This is a genomic window from Secundilactobacillus malefermentans DSM 5705 = KCTC 3548 (genome assembly GCF_001436395.1).
Lineage (GTDB): Bacteria > Bacillota > Bacilli > Lactobacillales > Lactobacillaceae > Secundilactobacillus > Secundilactobacillus malefermentans.
Genome location: NZ_AZGJ01000008.1, coordinates 1 through 22744, shown reverse-complemented (window position 1 = coordinate 22744; position 22744 = coordinate 1). Strand labels below are relative to the sequence as shown.

The following is a 22744-nucleotide window of genomic DNA, read 5'->3' as shown; positions in this document are numbered from 1 at the left end:
ACTCCCACTGGAGATGTCGATATGAAAACATTAGGATTCTATAGACTCAGTACGCTTAGGACAGCAATTCTGGGTGTTTTGATGGCGTTACAACTTATTTTAGGTCGTTTTAGCTTTAGTCCAACGACGTTCTTTAGATTTAGTTTTACGTTCATCGCAACCGTTTTAATGGCAGTTTGGGTTGGACCCATTTGGGCAAGCGTGGCGTCAGCATTAACCGACATTGTTGGTACCCTAATAATGGGATCGCCGTACTTTGTGGGCTTCACGATTTCGGCTATACTAGGCGCCTTCATTTATGGCGTATTCTTGTATGACCAAAGGGTATCACTTGTTAAAGTAATCATTGCTCAAGTGTTAATTTCGGTCATTGTCAATTTAGTGTTAAATACCTTATGGCTAACGCTGATGTATAAAACGCCATTTTGGGCATTACTTCCCGCAAGAGGGTTAAAAGAGTTAGTTTCAGCGCCAATTCAAATTTTCATTATCTATATTATTCTTAAAAATACAACCATTCGGACTTTAGGACGAAGATTATAATATTGGTTAAACTCACGTGTAGATTTCTAACGTGAGTTTTTTTAAATGGCTAAGCTAATACTTCTTAGCTAAATATGATAAATGGTATGATAGACCCAACGAATTTATGAGATGAGGGAGATAGGAGTCCATGAATGCACTGCTTCAAACGTTTTTAAAAAACAGGTCTGGTTTGCTGTCAGCCTTAATTCAGCATATTGAAATTTCAGCAATCTCATTAATTATTGCAATGTTGATCGCGATTCCACTCGCAATCTACGCAATTCGTCACCGAAAAATGGCTAACGTTCTGCTTCAAATAGCAGGAATCCTACAAACGATTCCTTCCTTAGCTTTATTAGGGCTTTTAATTCCCGTCGTCGGAATTGGGAATGTGCCAGCAATCATTGCTTTAGTTGTTTATGCGTTGTTGCCAATCTTTCAAAACACCTACGTCGGCTTGAATGGAATTGACCCTTCATTAGAGGAAGCAGCGGATGCTTTTGGTATGTCGAGATGGCAAAAATTAGTTCGAGTCGAGCTACCGATTGCAATGCCCGTGATCATTTCCGGAATTAGAACGGCGACCGTCCTAATCATCGGTACCGCTACTTTAGCAGCCTTAATTGGTGCTGGCGGCCTTGGAACGTACATTCTTCTAGGGATAAACCGAAATGAACCGATGTTAACGTTTATTGGTGCGCTCGCCTCGGCATTCTTAGCCATTATCTTTAGCCTCGCAATCCAATTGATGCAGAAATTAAAGCCTAAGACGATTGGGATTCTGATAGTCTGTTTCATTGCACTCATTGGCGGCACTACCGGATACAGTAAATATGAAGCGTCAAAGCCCACAATTACTATTGCAGGTAAATTAGGCTCAGAACCAGATATCTTAATTCAAATGTACAAAGACCTAATCAAACAAGATGCACCCAATACAAAAATTCAATTAAAACAAAATTTTGGTCAAACAAGTTTCCTGTTTTCGGCTCTAAAAAGTAATCAAATTAGTCTTTATCCTGAATTCACTGGGACAGTCTTAGAGAGCCTGGTTCATACAAGTGTAAAGGGGCAGGGAACCTCAGCAGCTAAAACCTATCAGTTAGCTAAGCAGAAATTAAAGAAGCAGTACAAGATGACCTATCTAAAACCAATGGCCTATAATAATACCTATGCTGTCGTTGTTAAACAGTCGTTTGCTAATCAATATCATTTAAAAAACATTTCCGACTTACTTAAAATTGAAAACAAACTCCACGGTGGATTCGATTTGGAATTCATTGATCGTAATGATGGCTATAAAGGCCTAAAAAAGGTTTACGGACTCGATTTTAAGAAAATTTCAATGGATGCTGATTTACGATATCAAGCAATTGACCAGGGGAAGATTAACGTCACCGATGGCTATACGACAGACGCACAACTACGTCAGTTTAACTTGGTTGCCTTACATGATGACCGTAATCTTTTCCCAACCTATCAAGGCGCACCATTAATTAACGCCAAAACAATGAAGGCATATCCAAAGCTTGCAAAGAGCTTAAATAAATTGGCTGGCAAAATTACGGAAACTCAAATGCAAGATATGAACTATGAAGTGAGTGTTAAGCACCGTTCTGCAGCAGTTGTAGCACACAACTACCTAGTCAAAAACAAGTTGGTAAAGGGGGACAATTAGTTTGGAAAACAATAAAACCTTAGTTGAATTTCAGCATGTTTCAAAAGAGTTTGCAGGAAACACTGCAGTTAACAACTTAAATTTAACCATTCAAAATGGAGAGCTTTTTGTCCTCGTTGGCCCATCTGGGAGCGGTAAAACAACGACTTTAAAAATGATAAACTCGCTAGAAAAACCAACAGGTGGCACTATTCTATTTGATAATAAAGAACTTGCGTCATACAACATATTGAAGCTACGTTGGAAAATTGGTTATGTGCTTCAACAAATTGCCTTATTTCCAAATATGTCCGTTGCTCAAAATATTGCCTTGATTCCAGAATTACAACATCAATTCAAATCTAAAAGTGACCGTATTAATCTCGTTAATAATCTGTTAACGAGTGTTGACCTGGATCCAAAAACATATGCTAATCGCATGCCAAGTGAACTTTCTGGTGGTGAACAGCAACGAATCGGAATTCTTCGAGCATTTGCTTGTGAGCCACAGGTTGTCTTGATGGATGAAGCCTTTAGTGCGCTGGATCCAATTTCAAGAACGCAACTTCAAAACCTCGTATTGAAAATGCATACAGAAACTAAAACAACCATTGTATTTGTCACACATGATATGAACGAGGCAATGAAACTTGGAGATCGAATTGGTGTCATGGACAATGGTATTTTGCAGCAAGTCGGTTCACCAACAGATATCGCTCAGAATCCAGCAAACGAACTAGTGTCCGAGTTATTTGCGAATAGTGGCTCAAAAGACGTTTATGAAACGTATCTGGGTCGAATTGGGACGCTAGGATATTATGTTCAGCATGCTGGCAATAAAGAAACGGTAAAATATAATGAAAATGATACTTTACGGAATGGTTTAACCGAATTAGCAAAAGGTCATGAGATTGAAATCGTTTTGAACGATAAAACAATGGGATATTTAAACCAAAGTAGTATTATTAAGTTTTTAAATGATCATCAGTCATAAAATACAGAAAAAGCGCGAATATTTTACGATATTCGCGCTTTTTTGGACTAAATTTAAAGTAAGGGGCGGGGAAAATGGATGTAACGATTGCTCTTTTCTCTAGTTTACATAATATATATTATTCAAAGTAGTGTTAGAATAATTGCCTCAAAGAGAAGTTAAATTTATCCCATTTTGACAGTCTTTTCCTCAAATTTATTTTAAGCATTAATTTAACACAATTAAGAAAAAACAGATGACACTCATTTTATTTTTGAGCACGTCATCTGTTTTTATATTTATGATTGATTTGAATCTGATGATTCATCTGGTTGATCTGTCTCTGGCTTCGCAAATCGATTGTTAACGATCACTGCGTAAATGCCCGCAATCACACCAACAATTCCTACAATGACCAGTAATACAGCAACTAATCCATGATAATTCATCACGCCGCTAGCTACAAATGTCAAGGCAATCAGTGCAGCGAATATATTAATCAGCGTCAGAATAATTTTGACAACGGCGTTATTTGAAACCAGCCATAAAACAATTGCATAAACGCCAATATAACTGATAACGGTGACCCAGAGTCTGTAGTTACCAATGGTCATTGAGCTATTGCCAAGTGGTTGCAGCGCCTCCAAAATTGAGCCAAAGCACAGCGTCAGCATGGTAATAATCGAGGAAATTCGAATTTTGCTATTCATTAGATGATTGCTCCAATCGGTTGTTTAAGTATGTTATATAATATACTTTCATTCTATCCAATTCGGGCATCAAACACAACTTAGGCTAGGTTTTTTGCTAGTGCAAAATTACCAACCGTTGCTGAGCCGTTATTGGCAATTTCCGGCATCACGATGTATTGGTCAAGATCACCAACAGCCAAGTAATCATTCATCAAGCTTGAGAATTGCTCGCGAACCCGCTGTAATAGTGTTTCTGACGTTACGCCACCACCAAACACAATCTTACCAGGACGAATCATTAACGTCACTTGTAAGGCTGCCTGGGCAATGTAATAAGCCAAAATATCCCAAACTGGATCGTTTTCTGCGACCGTTTCACCCTTGCGACCTAGTCGAGCTTCAAAAGTTGGACCAGAAACTAATCCCTCTAAACAATCGCCATGAAATGGGCAGATACCAGCAAATTCAAGGTCATTTGGATGCCGTTTTAACCTGACGTGTCCCATTTCTGGATGGCCTAAATCACCTAGAAACTCACCATTTAGGACAACTCCGGCGCCAACACCCGTGCCGATTGTGTAGTAGACCAATGAGTCAAGTGATTCTCCGTTATTTTTGGCATGTTGGTACTCACCAAATGCGGAACCATTAACATCCGTTGTCCAGTAAATTGGCACGTTTAAGGCAGCTTTCATGACGCCCAGAAAATCAACATTTGACCAGTTCTTTTTGGGCGTATCCGTTATGTATCCGTACTTTGGAGCGCTTTTTCTGATTTCAATTGGTCCGAACGATGAAATACTTATTGCCGTTATTTCTGGAAACTGCTTAAAAAATTCAATTGTTTTGGCAAAAGTTTCCTCGGGAGTCGTTGTTGGGAACTGTACCTGTTGCTCAACTTTTAGGTCCCCGTCCCCCACCGCACAAACAAACTTGGTCCCTCCTGCTTCAATACTACCTAATTGCATTTGATCACTCCTCATTTCCGACAAATAAAAAGACTACATCTAAAAATAATGTAGTCTTACGCAAATTATTTTTGCCAGTTTTCTTGAATAAATTGTTCCCTGCCACCCTTTTCTTCAAGGGCTAATCGTGCTGGGTTCTTCTTATAAAATTGTTGGTGTTCCTCTTCTGCAACGTAAAATGGTTTAACGTCCTCAATCTGCGTCACAATTGGATCCGTAAACCGCTCACTAGCAGCCAATTCTTTTTTAGAGGCTTCGGCGATTTTTCGTTGCTCATCATCCTTAACGTAAATAACGGGGCGGTAATTATCACCACGATCTTGGAACTGGCCCATTGCGTCAGTTGGATCGGTCTGCTGCCAATATAAATCAACTAACTGCTTGTATGAGACAACTTCTGGGTCGTATTTAATTTCAACGGCTTCAGTATGACCAGTCGTATGTGAACTCACTTGTTCGTAAGTGGGATTTTCAACATGGCCACCCGTATAGCCAGACAAAACTTTGTCGATTCCAGGTTGATCCTCAAAGGGTTGAACCATACACCAAAAACATCCACCCGCAAAAATTGCTGTTTCTTCCACTTAAATCGCTCCCATCACTTAGTTAAATAACTTCTCGTAGGTGCCATATCCCTGTGCTGAAAGCTTATCCTTTGGAACAAACTTTAATGCAGCAGAGTTAATGCAGAAACGGTGTCCGCCTTCTTCAACTGGACCATCATTGAAAACATGGCCCAAATGTGAGTTAGCATTCTTGCTTCTGATCTCTTCGCGAACCATACCGTGCGATGAATCCGTGTTGGATTTTGTCGCTTCTTTATCGATGGTTTTCGTAAATGAAGGCCAGCCACAACCGGCATCATACTTATCCTGTGAACTGAACAACGGTTCACCGCTGACAACGTCGACGTAAATACCATCTTCGTAAAAGTCATCGTACTTACCCGTAAATGGGTGTTCAGTTGCAGCATTTTGCGTGACATCGAACTGTTTTTCCGTCAAACGGTTCTTTAAATCATCTTTAGACTCTGTCACAAAATCATCTCCTAGACCAGAATAGTATCGTTGTCATTCATTTTACGATTATTAATTTTAAATGCAACAATTAGGCGTATTCATGCGCAATTTTTGCAGCCACCGCCGTTGCAATTGCCCCAACGATGTCATCAATAAAGGTATTGATATGATCTTTATCATGATCGAGCTCCGCAATCTTACCGGTTTTTTCTTTATCAATAAAGCCAAAGTTTGTGACGCCAATGGTGCCGTAAATGTTGGCCATGTTTAGCGCCAGACCTTCATCAACACCAAAAACAGAAGTGTCATTGGCAATGATGTCTTGTAGTGGCTGTGCTAGCTCCTTCTCGGTTGCTAACCGGTCCAATTCAAGGCCGACCATCGCGTTATTCAAAATTTCACGTTTGTGCAAAACGTCGATTGTCTTTTTAACGTATTGATCTAATTGAATGGATGGGTGGAATTTCTTTTGCGTTTCACGCGCAATTTCAGCGATATCTGTAATGGAGATCCCGCGCTCTTCTAGGCGATTAACCACGAAGTTATAGGCCTTCGTATCAGGATATTTATAGTTCAGGTTGTACATTTAAGTGATCCTCCAATCTACATACAACAAAGCCACCCATATCAGGTGGCCTTGATTTGAATTTAGTTATTAGTTTTCAAAAGCGTTTTGAAGTGGTGGAACAACTTGCTTCTTACGAGAAACGACACCAGGTAAACTAGCGCGATTATTCTCTAATTTAGTGTTAAATGCCTTCTCAACAACATCAACTGGTGCACCTGAAACGAAGAGTTCAGAATTGCTGTCCAAAATGTTGGTTGCTAAGGTAATGAACAAATCATAGCCCTCAGACTCACGTTCAGCAGTCATAGCGGCTTCAATTCCTGATTGACGGCTAATGACATCTTGTAGGTCAACTGTGTTAACCTGACCAATTCTAACTGATTTACCAGCCATTGTGAATGACTTAGCGTCACCATCAATCAACTCTTTATCAGATTTTGAATCAAGGTCGGTACCAGCCTTAAGCATTTGGATGCCGTAAGTTTGGTAATCAATGTCTGCAATTTCGGCTAAAGCCTTAACAGCAATCTTGTCATCCTCAGTGGTTGTAGGTGATTGAAGTAGCAACGTATCAGAAATGATAGCTGATAACATCAAGCCTGCCAATTGGGCTGGGATTTCAACCTTATTTTCATCAAACATCTTTGTCAAGATCGTGCTGGTACAACCAACTGGTTCTGCGCGATAGAACAAAGGTGCAGATGTGTTGAAGTCTGCAATTCGGTGATGGTCAACAACGTGAGTCACCGCAACATCCTTCAGATCGGCTATACTTTGTTGAGGTTCGTTGTGGTCAACTAACATGACACTGTCGACCTCGGGCTTTGCAGCCTTTACGATTCGAGGAGTTGGTTCGTCAAAGTAGTTCAATACAAAACTCGTTTCGGCATTAGGTTCGCCTAAAGCAACGGCTTCAACATCCTTTCCTAATTTTGTTTCCAAGTATGCAAAAGCCTTTGCAGCAACAATTGCGTCTGTATCTGGATTTTGGTGACCAAAAACTAATTCCTTTGACATGTTAATTTTCCCCTTTATTTGTTAATTATTTAGATTTTTTAGACGACTAAAGTAGTCCTCTGACTTTAAGTATTCATCGAATTGCGCTAAGAAACGGCCAATGCGAGGAATTTTATCCTTCCCTTTTCTGAAGACAAAGGCTAAGTCGAAATGGATATTTGGATCGAATTTTGCGGTCCAAGTATTCTTCAAATTCTTTTGCCCAATCATGAATGAAGAAGGTAAAGTCGTGTACGTATTCGTTTCCACTGAGAACTTCAATATCTGGCGTGGTGTCGTGAAGTTTGCCACTGAATCAGGAATGTTCACAAGTTGGTTCTTGTAGGATTCTCTGATTGTTTGATTCAAATAGTAATTAACTGGATACATGACCCATGGACGATCCAGCGTGTCGGCATACTTAATCCGTTTACGTTTGGAAAGTGCTTCATCGTGATGGACAAACAGTAAGTCGTCGCTTACAATTTTTTTGGATTCATAAGGTTTCCAATTCTTAATTGAATCGTCAGGCAAATACATGACTGCCAAATCGATGTTGTTGTTCTCAAGGCGGTCCCAAATTTCTTTTCGAGTCAACATATGGAAACTGATTCGGATATCGGGATTTTCTCGGTACGATTGAATCGCGAAGTTTTCCAGAACACTATCCTCTGTCGAGGCAAGAATTCCGATGCTAATGCTTCCTTGCGTCGCACTAGTTGATTGTTGAATCTCATCGGTTGCCTTGTTTAGTACTTCATAGATATTTTTGGTTGCATCAAGCATGGTATAACCAGCATCGGTTAATCTGAGCTTCTTCCCAACAGAATAAAATAATTCTGCTCCAACCGTTTTTTCAAGCTTTTTAATTTGTTGCGTCAACGCAGGTTGCGTGATTCCAAGAATTTGTGCTGCCTGAGTATAATTCATGGTTTCTGCAAGCTGCAGGAAGTAAGTCAACGTCTTTGACGAAAAGATACTATCTTGCTTTGTCTTCATGGCAATCCTCCTGAAAGTCATCATTGCATTCTTAATCATTAGTACAATCTTATGATAACTTTTACAAATAAAAATGCAACAAATATGGCGTTTTTTAAGAATTACCAAGACAAATATTAAATTAACTTAAAGTTAGCGGTAGAATCTTTGCCCGAATGCTCGTTGGAACACCTTCAGTATCAACGTCAATCACAAACGACCCATTCGAGTAACGGCCACCATTTGGATGATCCTCAGGCAACACGTCATGAATGAGATTTCGTGCTGTAATAATTTCAAGCGGTGTCGTCTTCATAGGCAATTTAATGAAGTCGACAATCTCGTGAGAGTTGGTTTTCAATTCTCTAAGAACCATGACACCCTTACGTGCGCGACTCGTCACTGGAATTTCCTTGACGGGTAACTTCTTAAAGGAGCCACGTTGCGTAACCATGGCAATCGTGTCAGCTTCATTAACCAACTGCAAGTCAACCACTTCATCGTCACCACGTAGATCCATTGATTTAACACCAGTCGTTCGAGCTCCATTTACAGGAACCTCATCGAGCTGATACTGCAACCCTTGACCTAAACGAGACATCAGCAACACTGTATTATCTTGTGCCTGTGAATCAGATGCCACTGGAATATAAATAACATTCACAATCCGAGTTGCCTCTGATTTCGCTTTTTCAAATGTGGTTGCACGTTTCTTATACGTTCTTCCTGGTGTCAACGCAGCAAATTCAGTTTGCTTAATATAGCCATCACTCGTCGCAATCAAGAAGTGACCCGTTTCCTTCAACGTCTTGAACGCAAATGTAGAAATAATTTCCTCATCGCTGTCCAACCCAATTGTTTGCGAAATATGCTCACCCGTGTCTTTCCACTTGGCATCAGCAATTTCGTAAACCGGACGATAAATCAGGTTTCCCTTATTGGTAAACATGAACAGGTGATTTAGCGTATTGAGCTTTTGCAGGAAGATTGGGAAATCGTTCTCCTTCAAGCCATTTTCGCTTTCATCTGACGCCTTGTAGGACCGAATGCCAGTCCGTTTCAAGTAACCATCATGACTGACTTGAACAATAACCTCTTCATCAGCCACCATGACCTTCGTATCAACCTTAATTTCTTCAATCTGATCTTGAATTTCGGTTCTACGCGGATTCCGGTATTCCTTCGCAACGTCCTTTAGTTCTTTTCTTAAAACTTTATTTAATTGAGCTGAATCACCCAAAATTTGACGATATTCAATAATTGCAGTATGCAATGAATCGGCTTCATCTTCCAACTGAGTCACATCGGTATTCGTCAAACGGTAAAGTTGTAACGCCACAATTGCGTCAGCTTGCGCTTCGGAAAAATCATAAGATTTAACCAAATTATCCCGCGCATCTTTCCGATTTTGACTTGCTCGAATGGTTTTAATCACGTCATCTAAAATGGATAACGCCTTAATTAATCCCTCAACGATATGAACCCGTTCAAGTGCCTTGTTGAGGTTAAACTGGGTTCGGCGTTTGATGACATCACGTTCATGATCTAAATAGGCGGAAAGCGCTACTTTAAGAGACACGCGCTCTGGTCGCTGATTATGAATCGCCACCATGTTGAAATGGTAAGTCACCTGCAGCTCGGTATTCTTAAAGAGGTAATTAAGGATTCCTTGCGCGTCTGCATCACGTTTTAGCTCAATCGCAATGGTTAAGCCGTCACGATCAGACTCGTCACGAACTTCAGCAATTCCTTCAATTTTCTTGTTCAACCGAATTTCATCAATTCGCTTAACAAGAACGGCCTTGTTAACCTCATACGGAATTTCAGTGACTTTAATCTCGGACTTATTGCCACGAAGGGATTCAATACTCGTCCGTGATCGAACCACAATTCGACCCTTTCCAGTTTCATAAGCCTTTTTGATTTCGTCGACACCCTGAATAATGGCACCGGTTGGAAAATCAGGTCCCTTAACAAACTGCATCAAAGAATCCAAATCCGCGTTCGGATGCGCCAATAAATAAATCAATGCATCAACAACTTCGCCCAAATTATGCGGTGGAATATCTGTGGCATAACCAGCTGAAATTCCCGTTGCTCCGTTAACAAGGAGGTTCGGAAATTTTGCAGGGAGAACGGTTGGTTCATATTCGGTATCATCAAAATTCAAGACCATATCAACGGTCTCTTTATCGATGTCCTTTAGTAATTCATTTGCAATCTTGCTCAACCGCGCTTCGGTATACCGCATTGCGGCCGCTGGATCACCATCCATTGACCCGTTGTTTCCGTGCATTTCCACGAGTGGTTCCCGAACTTTCCAGTCCTGGCTCATTCGGGTCAATGCCTCATAAATGGAACTGTCCCCATGAGGGTGAAAGTTACCCATGATGTTTCCGACAGCCTTTGCAGACTTACGAAAGGCTTTGTCATGGGTGTTACCATCCTTATTCATGGCAAATAAAATTCGCCGCTGAACGGGTTTTAAGCCATCACGAATATCCGGTAGCGCCCGTTCTTGAATAATTGACTTAGAGTAACGGCCAAATCGGTCGCCCATAACATCCTCTAAGGTTAATTCTTGTATTTTCTGTCCATCAGCCAAGTCTGTTAATCGCTCCTTCCAATTCTCCCGTTACCCATCATCTTCGGTCGTATCTAAAAGACTACCCTCTTCTTCAAGCGTAAATTGAACGTTATCTTCAATCCACTTTCGTCGAGGTTCAACTTTATCACCCATCAAAGTGGTGACGCGTCGTTCTGCCAAAGCAGCATCGTCAATTCTCACTCTCACAAGGGTTCGGTCATCTGGATCCATTGTGGTTTCCCATAATTGTTCAGCATCCATTTCACCAAGACCCTTGAATCGTTGCAGCTTGTAGCCCTTTCCAACTTCTTTGGTCGCTTTTTCTAGTTCACCATCGGTCCAAGCGTAACGTTCAATTTCTTTCTTACCAACACCCTTTTGTATTTTATAAAGTGGGGGTAAGGCAATGTAAATTCGACCCGCATCAATCATTGGTCGCATGTACTTGTAGAAGAACGTTAACAACAAAATTTGGATATGAGCGCCATCGTCATCCGCATCGGTCATAATGATGACTTTATTGTAATTCGCATCATCAATGTTAAATTCTGCACCGACGCCAGCACCAATCGTATAAATCATGGTGTTGATTTCTTCATTCTTCATGATTTCGGGTAATTTAGCACGTTCAGTATTCAGCACCTTACCACGTAACGGCAAAATAGCTTGATACTTCCGGTTACGCCCTTGTTTAGCGGAACCACCGGCAGAATCTCCTTCGACCAAGAACAGTTCGTTCTTCGTTGAATCCTTTGATTGAGCAGGTGTTAGCTTTCCAGAAAGGAGGCGTTCTTGCTTCTTATGACGTTTGCCAGTTCGGCTTTCATCTCGCGCCTTACGAGCAGCTTCACGCGCAGTTCGTGCACGCAAAGACTTGTGAATTAGCATTTGCGCAAATTCACCGTTTTCCATCAAATAGTAGCCCAATTGCTCACTAATGACGCTATCGACAATGGCCCGAGCTTCCGGCGTACCCAGCTTTTCTTTCGTCTGACCCTCAAACTGCAGGATTTCTTCTGGAACTCTCAGTGAAATGACGGCAGATAAGCCTTCACGAACATCTGAACCTTCCAAATTTTTGTCCTTTGGCTTCAGCAATTCAACTTTTCTGGCATATTCATTGAACGCCTTCGTCCAAGCTGACCGCATTCCGGCCTCATGAGTTCCGCCATCCTTCGTTCGAACGTTATTAACAAATGACAATAACGTTTCCGAATAGCCATCATTGTACTGAGCAGCCACTTCAACTTCGACACCTTCGCGGCTACCATCAAAGTACATGACGTCGCCAAGTGTATCCTTATCCTCGTTCAAATAGCTAACGAATTCTTTAATCCCATCTTCAAAATGATAGGTTTCACTTTGTTCTTGATTTTCCCGCTCGTCGGTCAACGTAATCTTGACGCCCTTGAGTAAGAAGGCTGATTCTCTCAACCGTTCTTCAAGTGTGCCAAAATTAAACACCGTTGTCGTAAACACTGTGGAATCCGGCTTGAAATCAATAGTTGTACCGGTGTGATCCTTCGTTTTCCCAAGCTTAACCAGGGTTGTCTTAGGATGACCGCCATTTTCAAATTCTTGACGATACTTCACGCCATCTCTCACAATCGTCACCGTCAAACTGCTCGACAGTGCGTTCACAACACTTGATCCCACACCATGCAGTCCACCAGATGTCTTATAACCACCTTGGCCAAACTTACCACCAGCATGGAGCACAGTTAAAATAACCTCTGGTGTCGGCTTACCAGAAGAATGCATTCCAACCGGCATACCTCGACCATGATCGACGACGGTGATGCTGTTATCCTTGTGGATAGTGACGTTAATCTCATCACCAAACCCTGCCAACGCCTCATCGACAGCGTTATCAACGATTTCGTAAACCAAATGGTGCAGGCCCCGACCATCAGTCGACCCAATGTACATTCCTGGCCTTTTACGAACGGCTTCTAATCCTTCTAGAATCTGAATAGAAGAATCATCGTATTTTGCGTTGTTCTTTGCCACCGCGTAAAAACCCCCTTCTTATTCAATCTTTATTATCATAACTTATTTCAAACGCTTTGGAAAGAGCTTTCAAAAGATTATCGAACATTTGTTCTTGAATTAGTTTAGGCCATTTTCTATTGGACCTCACGGGCAAAAATGCTAAAATGAAGCATAATCTCGTTTACGAATTTCGGAGGAATCATGATAAAAATAATCGGACTATTTATTTGTGCTTATTTATTAGGTGCAATCCCCAGCGGCGTCTGGATTGGCAAGCTGTTCTTCAAGACTGATATTCGAAAGGCTGGGTCTGGCAACATCGGTACTACCAATACATTTCGTGTTTTAGGCCCCGTTGCCGGATCCATCGTCATGATCATGGATATCGCAAAGGGAACGGTTGCCACCCTCTTACCCACGTTCTTTCACGTACAGGGAATCAATCCACTCCTCTTTGGAATCTTCGCCATTCTCGGTCACACCTTCTCCATCTTTGATCGATTCAAGGGTGGTAAAGCAGTTGCAACTAGTGCGGGGATGCTTTTGGCCTACAACCCGTGGTTCTTCGTCTTTGCAGCAGGCCTTTGGGTTATCCTCATCTACTTAACAAGTATGGTCAGTCTAGCATCCATGGTTGCCTTCAGTATCGTGACCGTTGCCAGTCTTTGGTTGCATGATCCATACTTGACGGTGTTGGCGCTCGTCTTAACCATCTTCATCTATTACCGCCATACGCCTAATATCAAACGCATCAAAAATGGCACCGAAAATATGGTTCATTTTGGTTTAGGATACAAACGAAGGACAAATAAATAATTTAACAACAAAATAAGGATTTAAAAGGGTCTTACATTCCCTTTTGAATCCTTATTTTTTAGACAGATTTTAAATGCTATCTCTATTTTATTTTAGATTCTATGTCTATCCCTTTAAATGCGGTATAGCCATCATCTGCAAAAACGGTTGTGCCATTAATAGCACTGGCTTCTGGCAATGAAACAAGATAAATCGTATTAGCGATTTCTTCTGGTTCCAAAATTCTACCCTTCATGTGTAACTTTCCTCCAGCCGCGGCCGCAAAATCGCCTAACATCTCTGTTCTAACCCAACCTGGTGCAACCGAAACAACGCGAATACCGTAAGCGCCAAGCTCCCGGCCTTCAGCTGCCGTTAGCATTTTCACGCCACCCTTACTAGCATGGTACGCAACATTCTCAGGATTAGCTAAAAAGCCATCGATGGAACCAACATTAATGATCACACCAGATTTTTGCTTGGTCATTTCTTTAGCAGCATAATGGCCCATGTTGATTGTCCCCATTAAATTGACGTTAATCACTTTTTCGATTTCATCCAACGAAATATCAGTGAATGACTTCCGTGCGCCAACTATTCCAGCAACATTTGCCAAGACATCTAAATGACAATACTTTTGGATAGTTGCGTCAATAACATGTTGACAATCCTGTCGATTAGAAACGTCGCACTTAATAAATTCAACTATTCCAAGGGCGGCAAGTTTCTTAACAGCGTTATCAATTTTCTCTTGTTTATCAATTCCAGCTATCACAACGGTTGCGCCTTCCCTTAGAAATTTTGCAACAGTTTGATAACCAATACCGCTTGTACCGCCAGTTACTATCACAACTTTACTCATTATCTTTGACCTCCTAAAATATAATTGCTACTAGACAACCACCTAAAGCGTATAATAATGAAAGCGATATTATAAGTACGCACTTTTAGGTAAGTAAGCTTTTATTGGAGGTTTAAAATGACAAATAAGAAAAATTATCGAATTGGCGTTGATGTCACACTTGACGTTATTGATGGAAAATGGAAATCCAGTATTCTTTGTTTCTTGGGACAAGGCCCACAACGATTCGGCCAGATGTTACGATATATTACCGAAATTTCTCCCAAGGTATTAACTCAACAATTACGCGAACTAGAGAATGATGGTTTAATCTTGAGAACCGATTATGAACAGAACCCGCCTAAAGTCGATTACCGACTCACAAAAAGCGGGAAATCATTACGAAAATTACTGATTGAAATGTCACTTTGGGGCGAAAATCAAGTTAATGAATGGCAAAAACAAGGCAAGTCCGTAACGCTTCAAACTTACGATCACTCAGGCTTCGTTAAGTTTCCAAGTTCAATAATTTAGGTGACGCGATTACGATGTCTTTAAAAATAACTAATCTGATACGTAAAGGTCTCTTCCTGCCCAATCGCCAATTTCCTAATGTCAGCTTTGTGTGCTAATTGGCCATTCGCGTTTACCGTGTCTGCAATGCCCCACCACGGCTCGATGCAAACAAAGGCGCCCTCGGTAGGATAGGTGGACCAAATGCCCAAATAGGGTGCATTCTGCACCGTGAGCGCCACCCCATGGTCATTGGCCGTGGTACTCAACATTACCGTTGTCTCCTCGCCATCCAATTTTAAAATTTGCGCGTCATGTTCAAACAGGTTGTGTGTCAAAGGTAGTGGCCGTTTTAGCTCAAGTTCACCTGGATTGGTTAAATCGCTAAACGGCCCCACCAATGGAATGGTTTTATAAACTTTTTTGGGGGAGAACATCAAGTTATAGTCAGCAAAATCGGTCGTTGAATTCGCCATTGGAACGTTAAAGCCGGGATGATTACCAATTGAGAATAAAAGTTCCCGTGCTGACTGATTTGCCACCGTATTTGAGACCATCAAGGCGTGATCATCGAGTTCAAACATCATCGTTAATTTGAACTCAAATGGGTAAATTTTACGCGTTTCTGCGGAATCAGCCAGACTTAGAACGACCTTTGAATCGGTCTGTGATTCAACCACAAAATCATAATCTCTCGCAAATCCATGCTGAGTCATGTGATAGTGTTGATTCTCATCTTCATACGAATCATCCTGAAGACGGCCAACAATTGGAAATAACACTGGCGCATGTCGATTCCAAGTTTCCTTATTTCCTTGCCACATATATTCGAAGTGTTCATCGTTATCAATGACGCTGGTCAATTCAGCGCCCTTTTCATTAATCTGAACGGTTAAAAAGTCATTTTTTAGCGTAATCAAATTAAATCCCCCTTCAACATCGTTTTCCCCATTATACAATACGTGAACTACTCGGCACTAAAGTACCGAGCTTCTGGGAACACCGCTGACTTACACTAAGAGCTAATGCACTTCGTGCAGAGGTTACAGCTATTAACCAAGGGCTGTTCCAGCCCCACTTAGTCTTTTGTTTATTCAAGCGCTAAGCTACTAGGATATTCTTAGCAGCGTTAACGTCCCTGTCATGCTCCGCATGGCAGTTCGGACAAGTCCACGCTCTAATATCCAGGGTATGTTTACCATCATCATAACCACAACTAGAGCAGATTTGAGAGGTTTTATATGGTGAAACAGTGACTAACTGTTTCCCATACCAAGCACATTTGTACTCTAATTGAGTTCTTAAAGCTCCCCAAGACTGATTAGCAATAGCTCTAGATAACTTGTGATTTTTCATTAGATTTTTGGATTTCAAATCTTCTATTTTAATCACATCATATTGTTCTACCAGAGACTTACTAAGGTTATGGAGATAATTAGAGCGTTGATTGGCTATCTTTTCAGAGTACTTAGCTACCATGATTTTAGCCTTTTGATAGTTCTTAAAATCTGAGAGCTCTCTAGGCTCTAGAACTTTATTGTGTCTATCCCAGGCAATCTCTTGCTTCGCAAGAGCCCGTCTACGGGCTAAACGCTTTTCCCAGTAATGTTTCTTTTTACCTAGAATCTTATCAAAGCGAATAGTGGGGTACTTAACCCCATTACTGGTAATCATTAAATCCGCTACACCCATATCAATGCCTACGGCATTGGTGGTCTTTGGTAATTCCTCGATTTCAGTATCTACTAGCAAAATAGCGTAATATTTTCCAGTAGCTGAAAGGCGGATAGTAACATTCTTAATCTTTCCTGTAATTTCTCTACCGCACCTAAAGCGCATGATACCTAGTTTTGGTAGTTTTATCTTATTAGTACCCATAACTTGGATATTCCCATTAACTGAATTTGATTGGTAACTCTGTTTGGGATACTTACGTGATTTAAATTTAGGATATCCCTTATGCTCTTTAAACAACTTTTGAAATCCATGATTTAAATCTCTACTAACATGTAACAGACTAGTAGACTCCGCTTTCTTAAGGTATGGATTTTCAGCTTTTAGCTGTTTAATTAAGTAGTTCATGCCAAACTCATTAACATAAGAACCGCCATTATCATGGCGTTGGCTCTGCATATCAAGTAACAAATTCCACACCTTACGACAATAACCAAAGTTATCAATGATGAACTGCTTTTGAACTTCATTGGGGTATATTCTGGTTTTAATCGCTTTTAGAGTCATTTAGGCTTTTCTCCTTTCTCCTTTGGTCATCAATATACTTGGTGACAGCATATTGATTAGTAACTCCTATGCTTTCTACAAAGTAACTACTAGACCATAGATGCTTTCCAATCTTTTTCCAGTAACTATTACTAAGTTCTGGGTGTTCTTGAAACAGTTTTCTGGCACTAATCCCTTTCAGCAAACGGACTATGTTCGTTACTGAAATCTTAGGAGGCGCACTAACTAACAAGTGTATATGGTCATCTTTACCTACTTCCATGTGGTCTATGTGGAAATCATAGTCTTTAGCTATTTCATAGAGAATACTTTTAAGTGATTCTTCAACACTTCCCTTTAGTATTTTATTTCTATACTTTGTTCCCCAGATAATATGGTAATTCAAATTGTATACAGAAGTTCTACCATATGTAAGTCTTTTATTGTCTTCCATACATACATTATACCATACTTTTTTCTAACCATCAGAAACGCTAGATTCAAAACCAGAGTGATTCATCACGTCCTTGAAAGAACGTGTTTCCTCATTCCATAACAAAAAGAGGATTGGCATATACCAATCCTCTTTATTTTTAAAGAATGTAACGGGATAAATCCTTATTTTGCACAATGTTGCCAATTTTATCGTTCACGTAGCTCTCGGTAATCGTAATCTCACCCATTTGCATGTCTGGACCTTCGTACAGAATGTCCTCCAACAGCTTCTCCAAAACGGTGTGCAAACGACGCGCACCAATATTTTGGTTCTCACGGTTCAATTCCGTTGCCAATTCAGCAATTCGATCGATTGCCTCAATCGTAAATGTAACCTTAATGTTGTCAGTCCCGATTAGTGCAATGTACTGTTTTACCAATGCGTTGCTAGGTTCCGTCAAAATTTTGACAAAGTCGTCCTTAGTCAAACTATCAAGTTCCACTCGGATTGGAAAACGTCCCTGCAACTCGGCAATTAAATCGCTAGGCTTGCTCTCGGCAAATGCCCCTGATGCGATAAATAGGATATGATCCGTGCTAACAGAACCGTACTTAGTCTCCACATTAGTTCCTTCAACGATTGGCAAAATATCACGTTGAACCCCTTCACGAGAGACTTCGCCACTGTTTTGTTGTGATTTTGAGGTAATTTTGTCGATTTCATCAATGAAGATAATTCCGGTATTTTGAGCTCGTTTAATAGCGGCAGCATAGATATCAGCCTCATTAATCAGCTTTTCGGATTCTTCCTTGACCAAGACCTCACGTGCCTCACGAACCGGCATTGTTCGCTTAACCCGCTTCTTGGGCATCATTTGGGATAGGGTTTGGTTCAAATCAATTCCCATCTGATTCATCATGCCGTTGTTACCGGCCGCACCCTGGTTAGGGTCATCCATCTCAACCGTGACTTCACGTTCTTCCAATATGCCCTTTGCCAATTGGTCGGCAATCGATAACCGCTCGTTGCGGATCTCGTCCGTCACCGTTTCGGTTTCTTCCTCAGGCATCTCAGGTGTCTTGCCGTTTTGCAAACTCGTCAACATGCTCATCATGTTTTGCATGTCATTATTCTTTTTTTCCTTCTTCTTACCAGGGGCGATCAGCTTAACCAACCGCTTATCGGCTTCGCGCACGGCATCTGCCCGCACATTTGCATACTGCACGTCCTTTTCCATGGTGACGGAAACGTCAACCAGGTTCCGGACCATCGACTCCACATCGCCACCGACGTAGCCGACTTCCGTAAATTTAGTCGCTTCAACTTTAACAAATGGTGCAGAAACGATCTTTGCTAAGCGACGAGCCAACTCTGTCTTACCAACACCAGTCGGTCCAATCATTAGCATGTTTTTAGGCGTGATTTCCTCTTGCATCGCTTCAGGAAGTTGCATGCGACGGTAACGGTTGCACAATGCGACCGCAATCGCCTTTTTGGCTTCATTTTGGCCAATCACAAATTGGTTCAATAATTCCACAATCTGCTTTGGGGTTTTATCAACGTTTTCCATTACTTTTCCTCCTGGTCTTCAAAGTCTTCAGAAATGATATTGTGGTTCGTAAAGATATCAATACTACCGGCAATATCAATGGCATTTTCGGCGATTTCCTTAGCTGACATTTCTGGTGAGTGGTGATGCATAGCGGTTGCCGCTGCCAATGCAAAGTTACCACCAGAACCGATTGCTAAAATATCGTCATCGGGGGCAATGACCTCTCCGGATCCGGATACCAAAAGCATATCCTTCTTGTCCATGACAATTAATAGTGCCTCTAGTTTTTGTAAACTGGCGTCTTTGCGCCAGTCCTGGGCCAATTCAACCGCTGCCCGTTCCAGGTTACCACTGTATTCGGATAGTCGATTTTCAAATTTTTCTTCCAAATTAAAGGCGTCAGCAACGCTACCGGCGAACCCAACGATGACCTTACCATCATAGATTCGACGGACCTTTTTCGCGGTTCCCTTCATAATGACTTTTTCACCCATTGTAACTTGGCCATCGCCAGCCATGGCGTTTTGACCATGGTGACGAACGGCAACGATGGTTGTTGCTTCAAATTTTACTGGCATGATAGCATCTCCATTTTGTTATTTATTAGCTCTTGGAAAGTATTTCCGGTAATCCTGTTGTAAATGTTCACGAGTGACGTGCGTGTAAATCTGCGTCGTTGACAGACTACTGTGACCCAGCAGCTCTTGGACGGTCCGCAGGTCAGCGCCCCGGTTGAGCAAATGGGTGGCAAACGTGTGTCGCAGCATATGGGGATGAATATCCGCCGTCAAACTGCTTCGTTTGATGATTTGGTTCAAAATGTACTCAATCCCGGTCGTCGTGATGGGATCGCCATAGTGATTCACGAACACAAAGTCGTGCTCTTTATGGTACTTCTGCATCAACACGTCCCGACAGCCGGACAGGTAAGTCTCCAACGCATTCTTGTCGTACTGACCAAACGGAATATACCGTTCCTTCTTACCCTTCCCATGAATCAACATCATTTTAACGTTAAAATCAACATCCGCTAACGTTAAATTAGCACACTCACTCACCCGAATCCCCGTGCCGTAAAGCGTTTCTAGAACCGCAGAATCTCGTAGTCCCAGGACTCCATTATCGCCATTTTTGGCAGCCACAAACAGCTCTGTCATTTCTTTTTCATAGAAAAATCGCGGTAATGGCTTCGAATGCTTTTTAATCGACACGTACTCAAACGGATTATCGTGAACCAATTCCTCACGGGTCATGAAGTTGTAAAAGGAACGTAGACTGGAAACTTTCCGAATGATGGAGGTTCTTGCGTCGTGTAAATCATACAGGTGGCTCAAGAACACCTGAACATCCAGCGTTTCCACCTTATCAAATGAAGTGAAATCACCGGTCTCAGATAGAAATTCACAAAACTCCTTGATGTCGGATAAATAAGCCTTCACCGTTTCATCTGAATATTGGCGTTCATCCACCAAATAAGCCTTAAATAAGTCAACTTCTTTTTCCAAACAGGTTCACCCTCTTTATGCAACACTGTCACTCTATCAAAGTAAGTGCTAAAATTCAAACGATGTATCAAAATTTTTTCAATAATTTAAGCCAAATTAAAACGGTCATTACGCTAATAATAACCGTTTTTAAAATTAGTAGCTAAACTAATAGCTCATTTAAGGGTTAGTGCACCCGTCCTAATCCAATAGCGTTGACTTGATGATTTTGAATCAAATCGTATTCTGTACCACTTGCCGCTACTTGCTTTTGCACGCTTATCAACATAAACCTTCTTCGTCTTAGAATTCTTCAACTTTTTTGATGCATATTTCCAGTTCTTATGGCCTTTAATATGCGTATATAAAGTATAGTGTTTCTTTGCATTCTTTTTGAAGCGAGCGGTGGTTGAAGATTTAACGGAATAGTATTTTTCGTACTTATTCGTCTGCTTTTTCTTTTTTGAAGTTTTTACCTGCGCGGCTGACGAAGTACTAAAGAGATTATTTTTGATGGTCATTCCAGTCGTACCAAAATTTGACTGTACAAATGGGATGCTGGTTTTAGAAGATCTAATTGTATTACCAGTAATGGATACTTTTTTGATGGCCCCAGTATTACCAATTTTTGGAACATAAATGTAACGCTTTTTCGGATTCACATTAATAAATTTATTATTTTTAATATTCAAATTATTCATAACGGCATTAGACTGAGTATTATACAGCCTGAAATAATTATCGGAACTTTTAGCAGAATTGTTCTCAAAAGTATTGTTCTCGATGTATAAATTGGAAACTGATAAAAATTGCAAATTGGATCCTTGATTTTCCTTTAGTGGAACGGTGTCTTGAACATAATTTCCCTTAAAGTAAACATCATGAATCATGCCAGCATACGGATTGGTATAAATAGCATGTTCACCAATGGGATTGGGTGCATAAAATTTTATTCCCCCATTTGAATTGGTGATTGGTAGAAACTTACTATTCGTAACATGAACATCATATGAAGGAAGATTATCATATTGATCTCCAGAAATATTATATGCCATAGCTTGTTCATTTGAGTAATCAACTTGTATAGCTTCTTTGTATTCAGCTCCAGAACTTGGATTGAATCCCTCGAATGTAGAATTAGTAATGTAAATATCATGACTACCCGTTAAATCAAGCAAATGCCCTTCACGTGGTTGACAATTGTAAAAAGTAGCATTATTGAAATTTACTGCCGTAGCATGATGCACACTTTGCACAAAATAACTTTGTTCTCTTGCTGAAACATCTCCCCCTTTGAATGTTGCGTTATTCCACTTTATATTTTTAATACCACCAGAGTATCCTTTTTTAGTGCTAGGATACACAAATATAATATGATTACCCCCACTCACTTTAAAAGTTGCGCCATTTTCAAAATTGAATGTTAAATCTGACCTTAATTTAACCGCTTCCATTTGAGCATTTGTGAACAGGTAAGTTCCCTTTGGAATGTTAATTGTTAATGGCACCTTAGATCCAGAATTTTTGACAATTTTTTGCAAAATAGGTGTATTATCAGTTTTATCATTTCCAATCATACCTTGCTGAACCGCATTAACAGTTGCTGAACTAGCTGCTTCAATTTTTTTAATTTGAACTGGTCCAAAGCTTTGAATACATATAAAAGCAGTTGCCAAACTTAATAAAACTGTCAATAAATAACTATTGAATTTTGACATAGCTGAATTCTCCTTCAGAATATTTGCCCCTATTGTTGCCGTATCTAATCCCCAAGTTAAGTATATATGAAAGTACAAGTATATATTGCTGTATATGCTCATACATTAGATAAATTCTCAAAAAAAACATAATTTTCATATAAATTAAGTAATTTTCCATAAAAAGAACACTTTCGAATGGATGTTCGAAAGTGTTCTTCATAAATTAATGGATTGAAGTCAATATTTGA

22 protein-coding genes are annotated in these 22744 nt (G+C 40.6%); 5 read left to right on the top strand and 17 right to left on the bottom strand.

Going from position 1 to position 22744, the window contains the following annotated elements:
• The first annotated feature begins 21 nt into the window (after window positions 1-21).
• From FD44_RS02630 to FD44_RS02620, 3 genes are all read left to right on the top strand, one after another.
• On the top strand, window positions 22-543 hold the full coding sequence (locus FD44_RS02630; RefSeq protein WP_010619820.1) for a folate family ECF transporter S component: 522 nt from the start codon (window positions 22-24) through the stop codon (window positions 541-543).
• A 130-nt stretch (window positions 544-673) separates the two neighbouring features.
• On the top strand, window positions 674-2203 hold the full coding sequence (locus tag FD44_RS02625) for an ABC transporter permease/substrate-binding protein (RefSeq protein ID WP_010619819.1): 1530 nt from the start codon (window positions 674-676) through the stop codon (window positions 2201-2203).
• A gap of 1 nt (window position 2204) precedes the next feature.
• The gene (locus FD44_RS02620) at window positions 2205-3176 is read left to right on the top strand and encodes an ABC transporter ATP-binding protein (protein WP_010619818.1); all 972 of its coding nucleotides are present in this window, start codon (window positions 2205-2207) and stop codon (window positions 3174-3176) included.
• A gap of 278 nt (window positions 3177-3454) precedes the next feature.
• On the opposite strand, the gene FD44_RS02615 is transcribed toward FD44_RS02620, so the two are convergent.
• The 9 genes from FD44_RS02615 to parE all read right to left on the bottom strand — a co-directional run bounded on the left by FD44_RS02615 (window position 3455) and on the right by parE (window position 12973).
• Window positions 3455-3865 carry a hypothetical protein gene (locus FD44_RS02615; RefSeq protein ID WP_010619817.1) on the bottom strand — a complete coding sequence of 137 codons (411 nt, stop codon included), beginning with the start codon at window positions 3863-3865 and terminating at the stop codon, window positions 3455-3457.
• 80 nt (window positions 3866-3945) lie between these two features.
• Window positions 3946-4815 (bottom strand): fructokinase ScrK, encoded by an 870-nt coding sequence (gene scrK / locus FD44_RS02610; RefSeq protein ID WP_010619816.1) that lies wholly within the window; start codon window positions 4813-4815, stop codon window positions 3946-3948.
• Between the two features lie 65 nt (window positions 4816-4880).
• Window positions 4881-5399, bottom strand: a complete 519-nt coding sequence (gene msrA / locus FD44_RS02605; protein ID WP_010619815.1) for a peptide-methionine (S)-S-oxide reductase MsrA — start codon at window positions 5397-5399, stop codon at window positions 4881-4883.
• A gap of 18 nt (window positions 5400-5417) precedes the next feature.
• Window positions 5418-5852 carry a peptide-methionine (R)-S-oxide reductase MsrB gene (gene msrB / locus FD44_RS02600; protein ID WP_010619814.1) on the bottom strand — a complete coding sequence of 145 codons (435 nt, stop codon included), beginning with the start codon at window positions 5850-5852 and terminating at the stop codon, window positions 5418-5420.
• A 70-nt stretch (window positions 5853-5922) separates the two neighbouring features.
• Window positions 5923-6420, bottom strand: a complete 498-nt coding sequence (locus FD44_RS02595; RefSeq protein ID WP_010619813.1) for a phosphatidylglycerophosphatase A family protein — start codon at window positions 6418-6420, stop codon at window positions 5923-5925.
• A 69-nt stretch (window positions 6421-6489) separates the two neighbouring features.
• The gene (locus tag FD44_RS02590) at window positions 6490-7419 is read right to left on the bottom strand and encodes a manganese-dependent inorganic pyrophosphatase (RefSeq protein ID WP_010619812.1); all 930 of its coding nucleotides are present in this window, start codon (window positions 7417-7419) and stop codon (window positions 6490-6492) included.
• A 21-nt stretch (window positions 7420-7440) separates the two neighbouring features.
• A complete protein-coding gene (locus FD44_RS02585; protein ID WP_010619811.1) occupies window positions 7441-8397 on the bottom strand; it encodes a LysR family transcriptional regulator in 957 nt (318 codons plus the stop codon).
• Between the two features lie 121 nt (window positions 8398-8518).
• A complete protein-coding gene (gene parC, locus FD44_RS02580; protein ID WP_413052691.1) occupies window positions 8519-10936 on the bottom strand; it encodes a DNA topoisomerase IV subunit A in 2418 nt (805 codons plus the stop codon).
• Between the two features lie 75 nt (window positions 10937-11011).
• Window positions 11012-12973, bottom strand: a complete 1962-nt coding sequence (gene parE / locus FD44_RS02575) for a DNA topoisomerase IV subunit B (RefSeq protein WP_010619809.1) — start codon at window positions 12971-12973, stop codon at window positions 11012-11014.
• A 183-nt stretch (window positions 12974-13156) separates the two neighbouring features.
• On the opposite strand from parE, the gene plsY reads away from it, so the two are divergent.
• Window positions 13157-13771, top strand: coding sequence for a glycerol-3-phosphate 1-O-acyltransferase PlsY (plsY, locus tag FD44_RS02570; protein ID WP_010619808.1), 615 nt, complete (start codon window positions 13157-13159; stop codon window positions 13769-13771).
• Between the two features lie 82 nt (window positions 13772-13853).
• Here plsY and FD44_RS02565 read toward each other — a convergent pair whose 3' ends face one another.
• Entirely contained in the window at window positions 13854-14612 is a 759-nt protein-coding gene (locus tag FD44_RS02565) for an SDR family NAD(P)-dependent oxidoreductase (protein ID WP_010619807.1), read from the bottom strand.
• 117 nt (window positions 14613-14729) lie between these two features.
• Here FD44_RS02565 and FD44_RS02560 point away from each other — a divergent pair, with 117 nt between their 5' ends.
• Window positions 14730-15125, top strand: coding sequence for a winged helix-turn-helix transcriptional regulator (locus FD44_RS02560; RefSeq protein ID WP_010619806.1), 396 nt, complete (start codon window positions 14730-14732; stop codon window positions 15123-15125).
• A gap of 20 nt (window positions 15126-15145) precedes the next feature.
• Here FD44_RS02560 and FD44_RS02555 read toward each other — a convergent pair whose 3' ends face one another.
• From FD44_RS02555 to FD44_RS02525, 7 genes are all read right to left on the bottom strand, one after another.
• The gene (locus FD44_RS02555) at window positions 15146-16024 is read right to left on the bottom strand and encodes an aldose 1-epimerase family protein (RefSeq protein ID WP_010619805.1); all 879 of its coding nucleotides are present in this window, start codon (window positions 16022-16024) and stop codon (window positions 15146-15148) included.
• Between the two features lie 181 nt (window positions 16025-16205).
• Window positions 16206-17345 carry an RNA-guided endonuclease TnpB family protein gene (locus FD44_RS02550; protein WP_010619804.1) on the bottom strand — a complete coding sequence of 380 codons (1140 nt, stop codon included), beginning with the start codon at window positions 17343-17345 and terminating at the stop codon, window positions 16206-16208.
• Window positions 17326-17778 (bottom strand): IS200/IS605 family transposase, encoded by a 453-nt coding sequence (tnpA, locus tag FD44_RS02545; protein ID WP_010619803.1) that lies wholly within the window; start codon window positions 17776-17778, stop codon window positions 17326-17328. Before tnpA ends, FD44_RS02550 begins: the two co-directional genes overlap by 20 nt.
• Before the next feature lie 139 nt (window positions 17779-17917).
• Window positions 17918-19330 (bottom strand): ATP-dependent protease ATPase subunit HslU, encoded by a 1413-nt coding sequence (hslU, locus tag FD44_RS02540; protein ID WP_010619802.1) that lies wholly within the window; start codon window positions 19328-19330, stop codon window positions 17918-17920.
• Window positions 19330-19890 carry an ATP-dependent protease subunit HslV gene (gene hslV, locus FD44_RS02535; protein WP_010619801.1) on the bottom strand — a complete coding sequence of 187 codons (561 nt, stop codon included), beginning with the start codon at window positions 19888-19890 and terminating at the stop codon, window positions 19330-19332. Before hslV ends, hslU begins: the two co-directional genes overlap by 1 nt.
• Window positions 19891-19908: 18 nt before the next feature.
• Window positions 19909-20817 (bottom strand): tyrosine recombinase XerC, encoded by a 909-nt coding sequence (xerC, locus tag FD44_RS02530; protein ID WP_010619800.1) that lies wholly within the window; start codon window positions 20815-20817, stop codon window positions 19909-19911.
• Between the two features lie 155 nt (window positions 20818-20972).
• Complete coding sequence (locus FD44_RS02525) at window positions 20973-22616, bottom strand: GW dipeptide domain-containing protein (protein WP_225423041.1); 1644 nt, start codon at window positions 22614-22616, stop codon at window positions 20973-20975.
• Window positions 22617-22744: the final 128 nt, after the last annotated feature.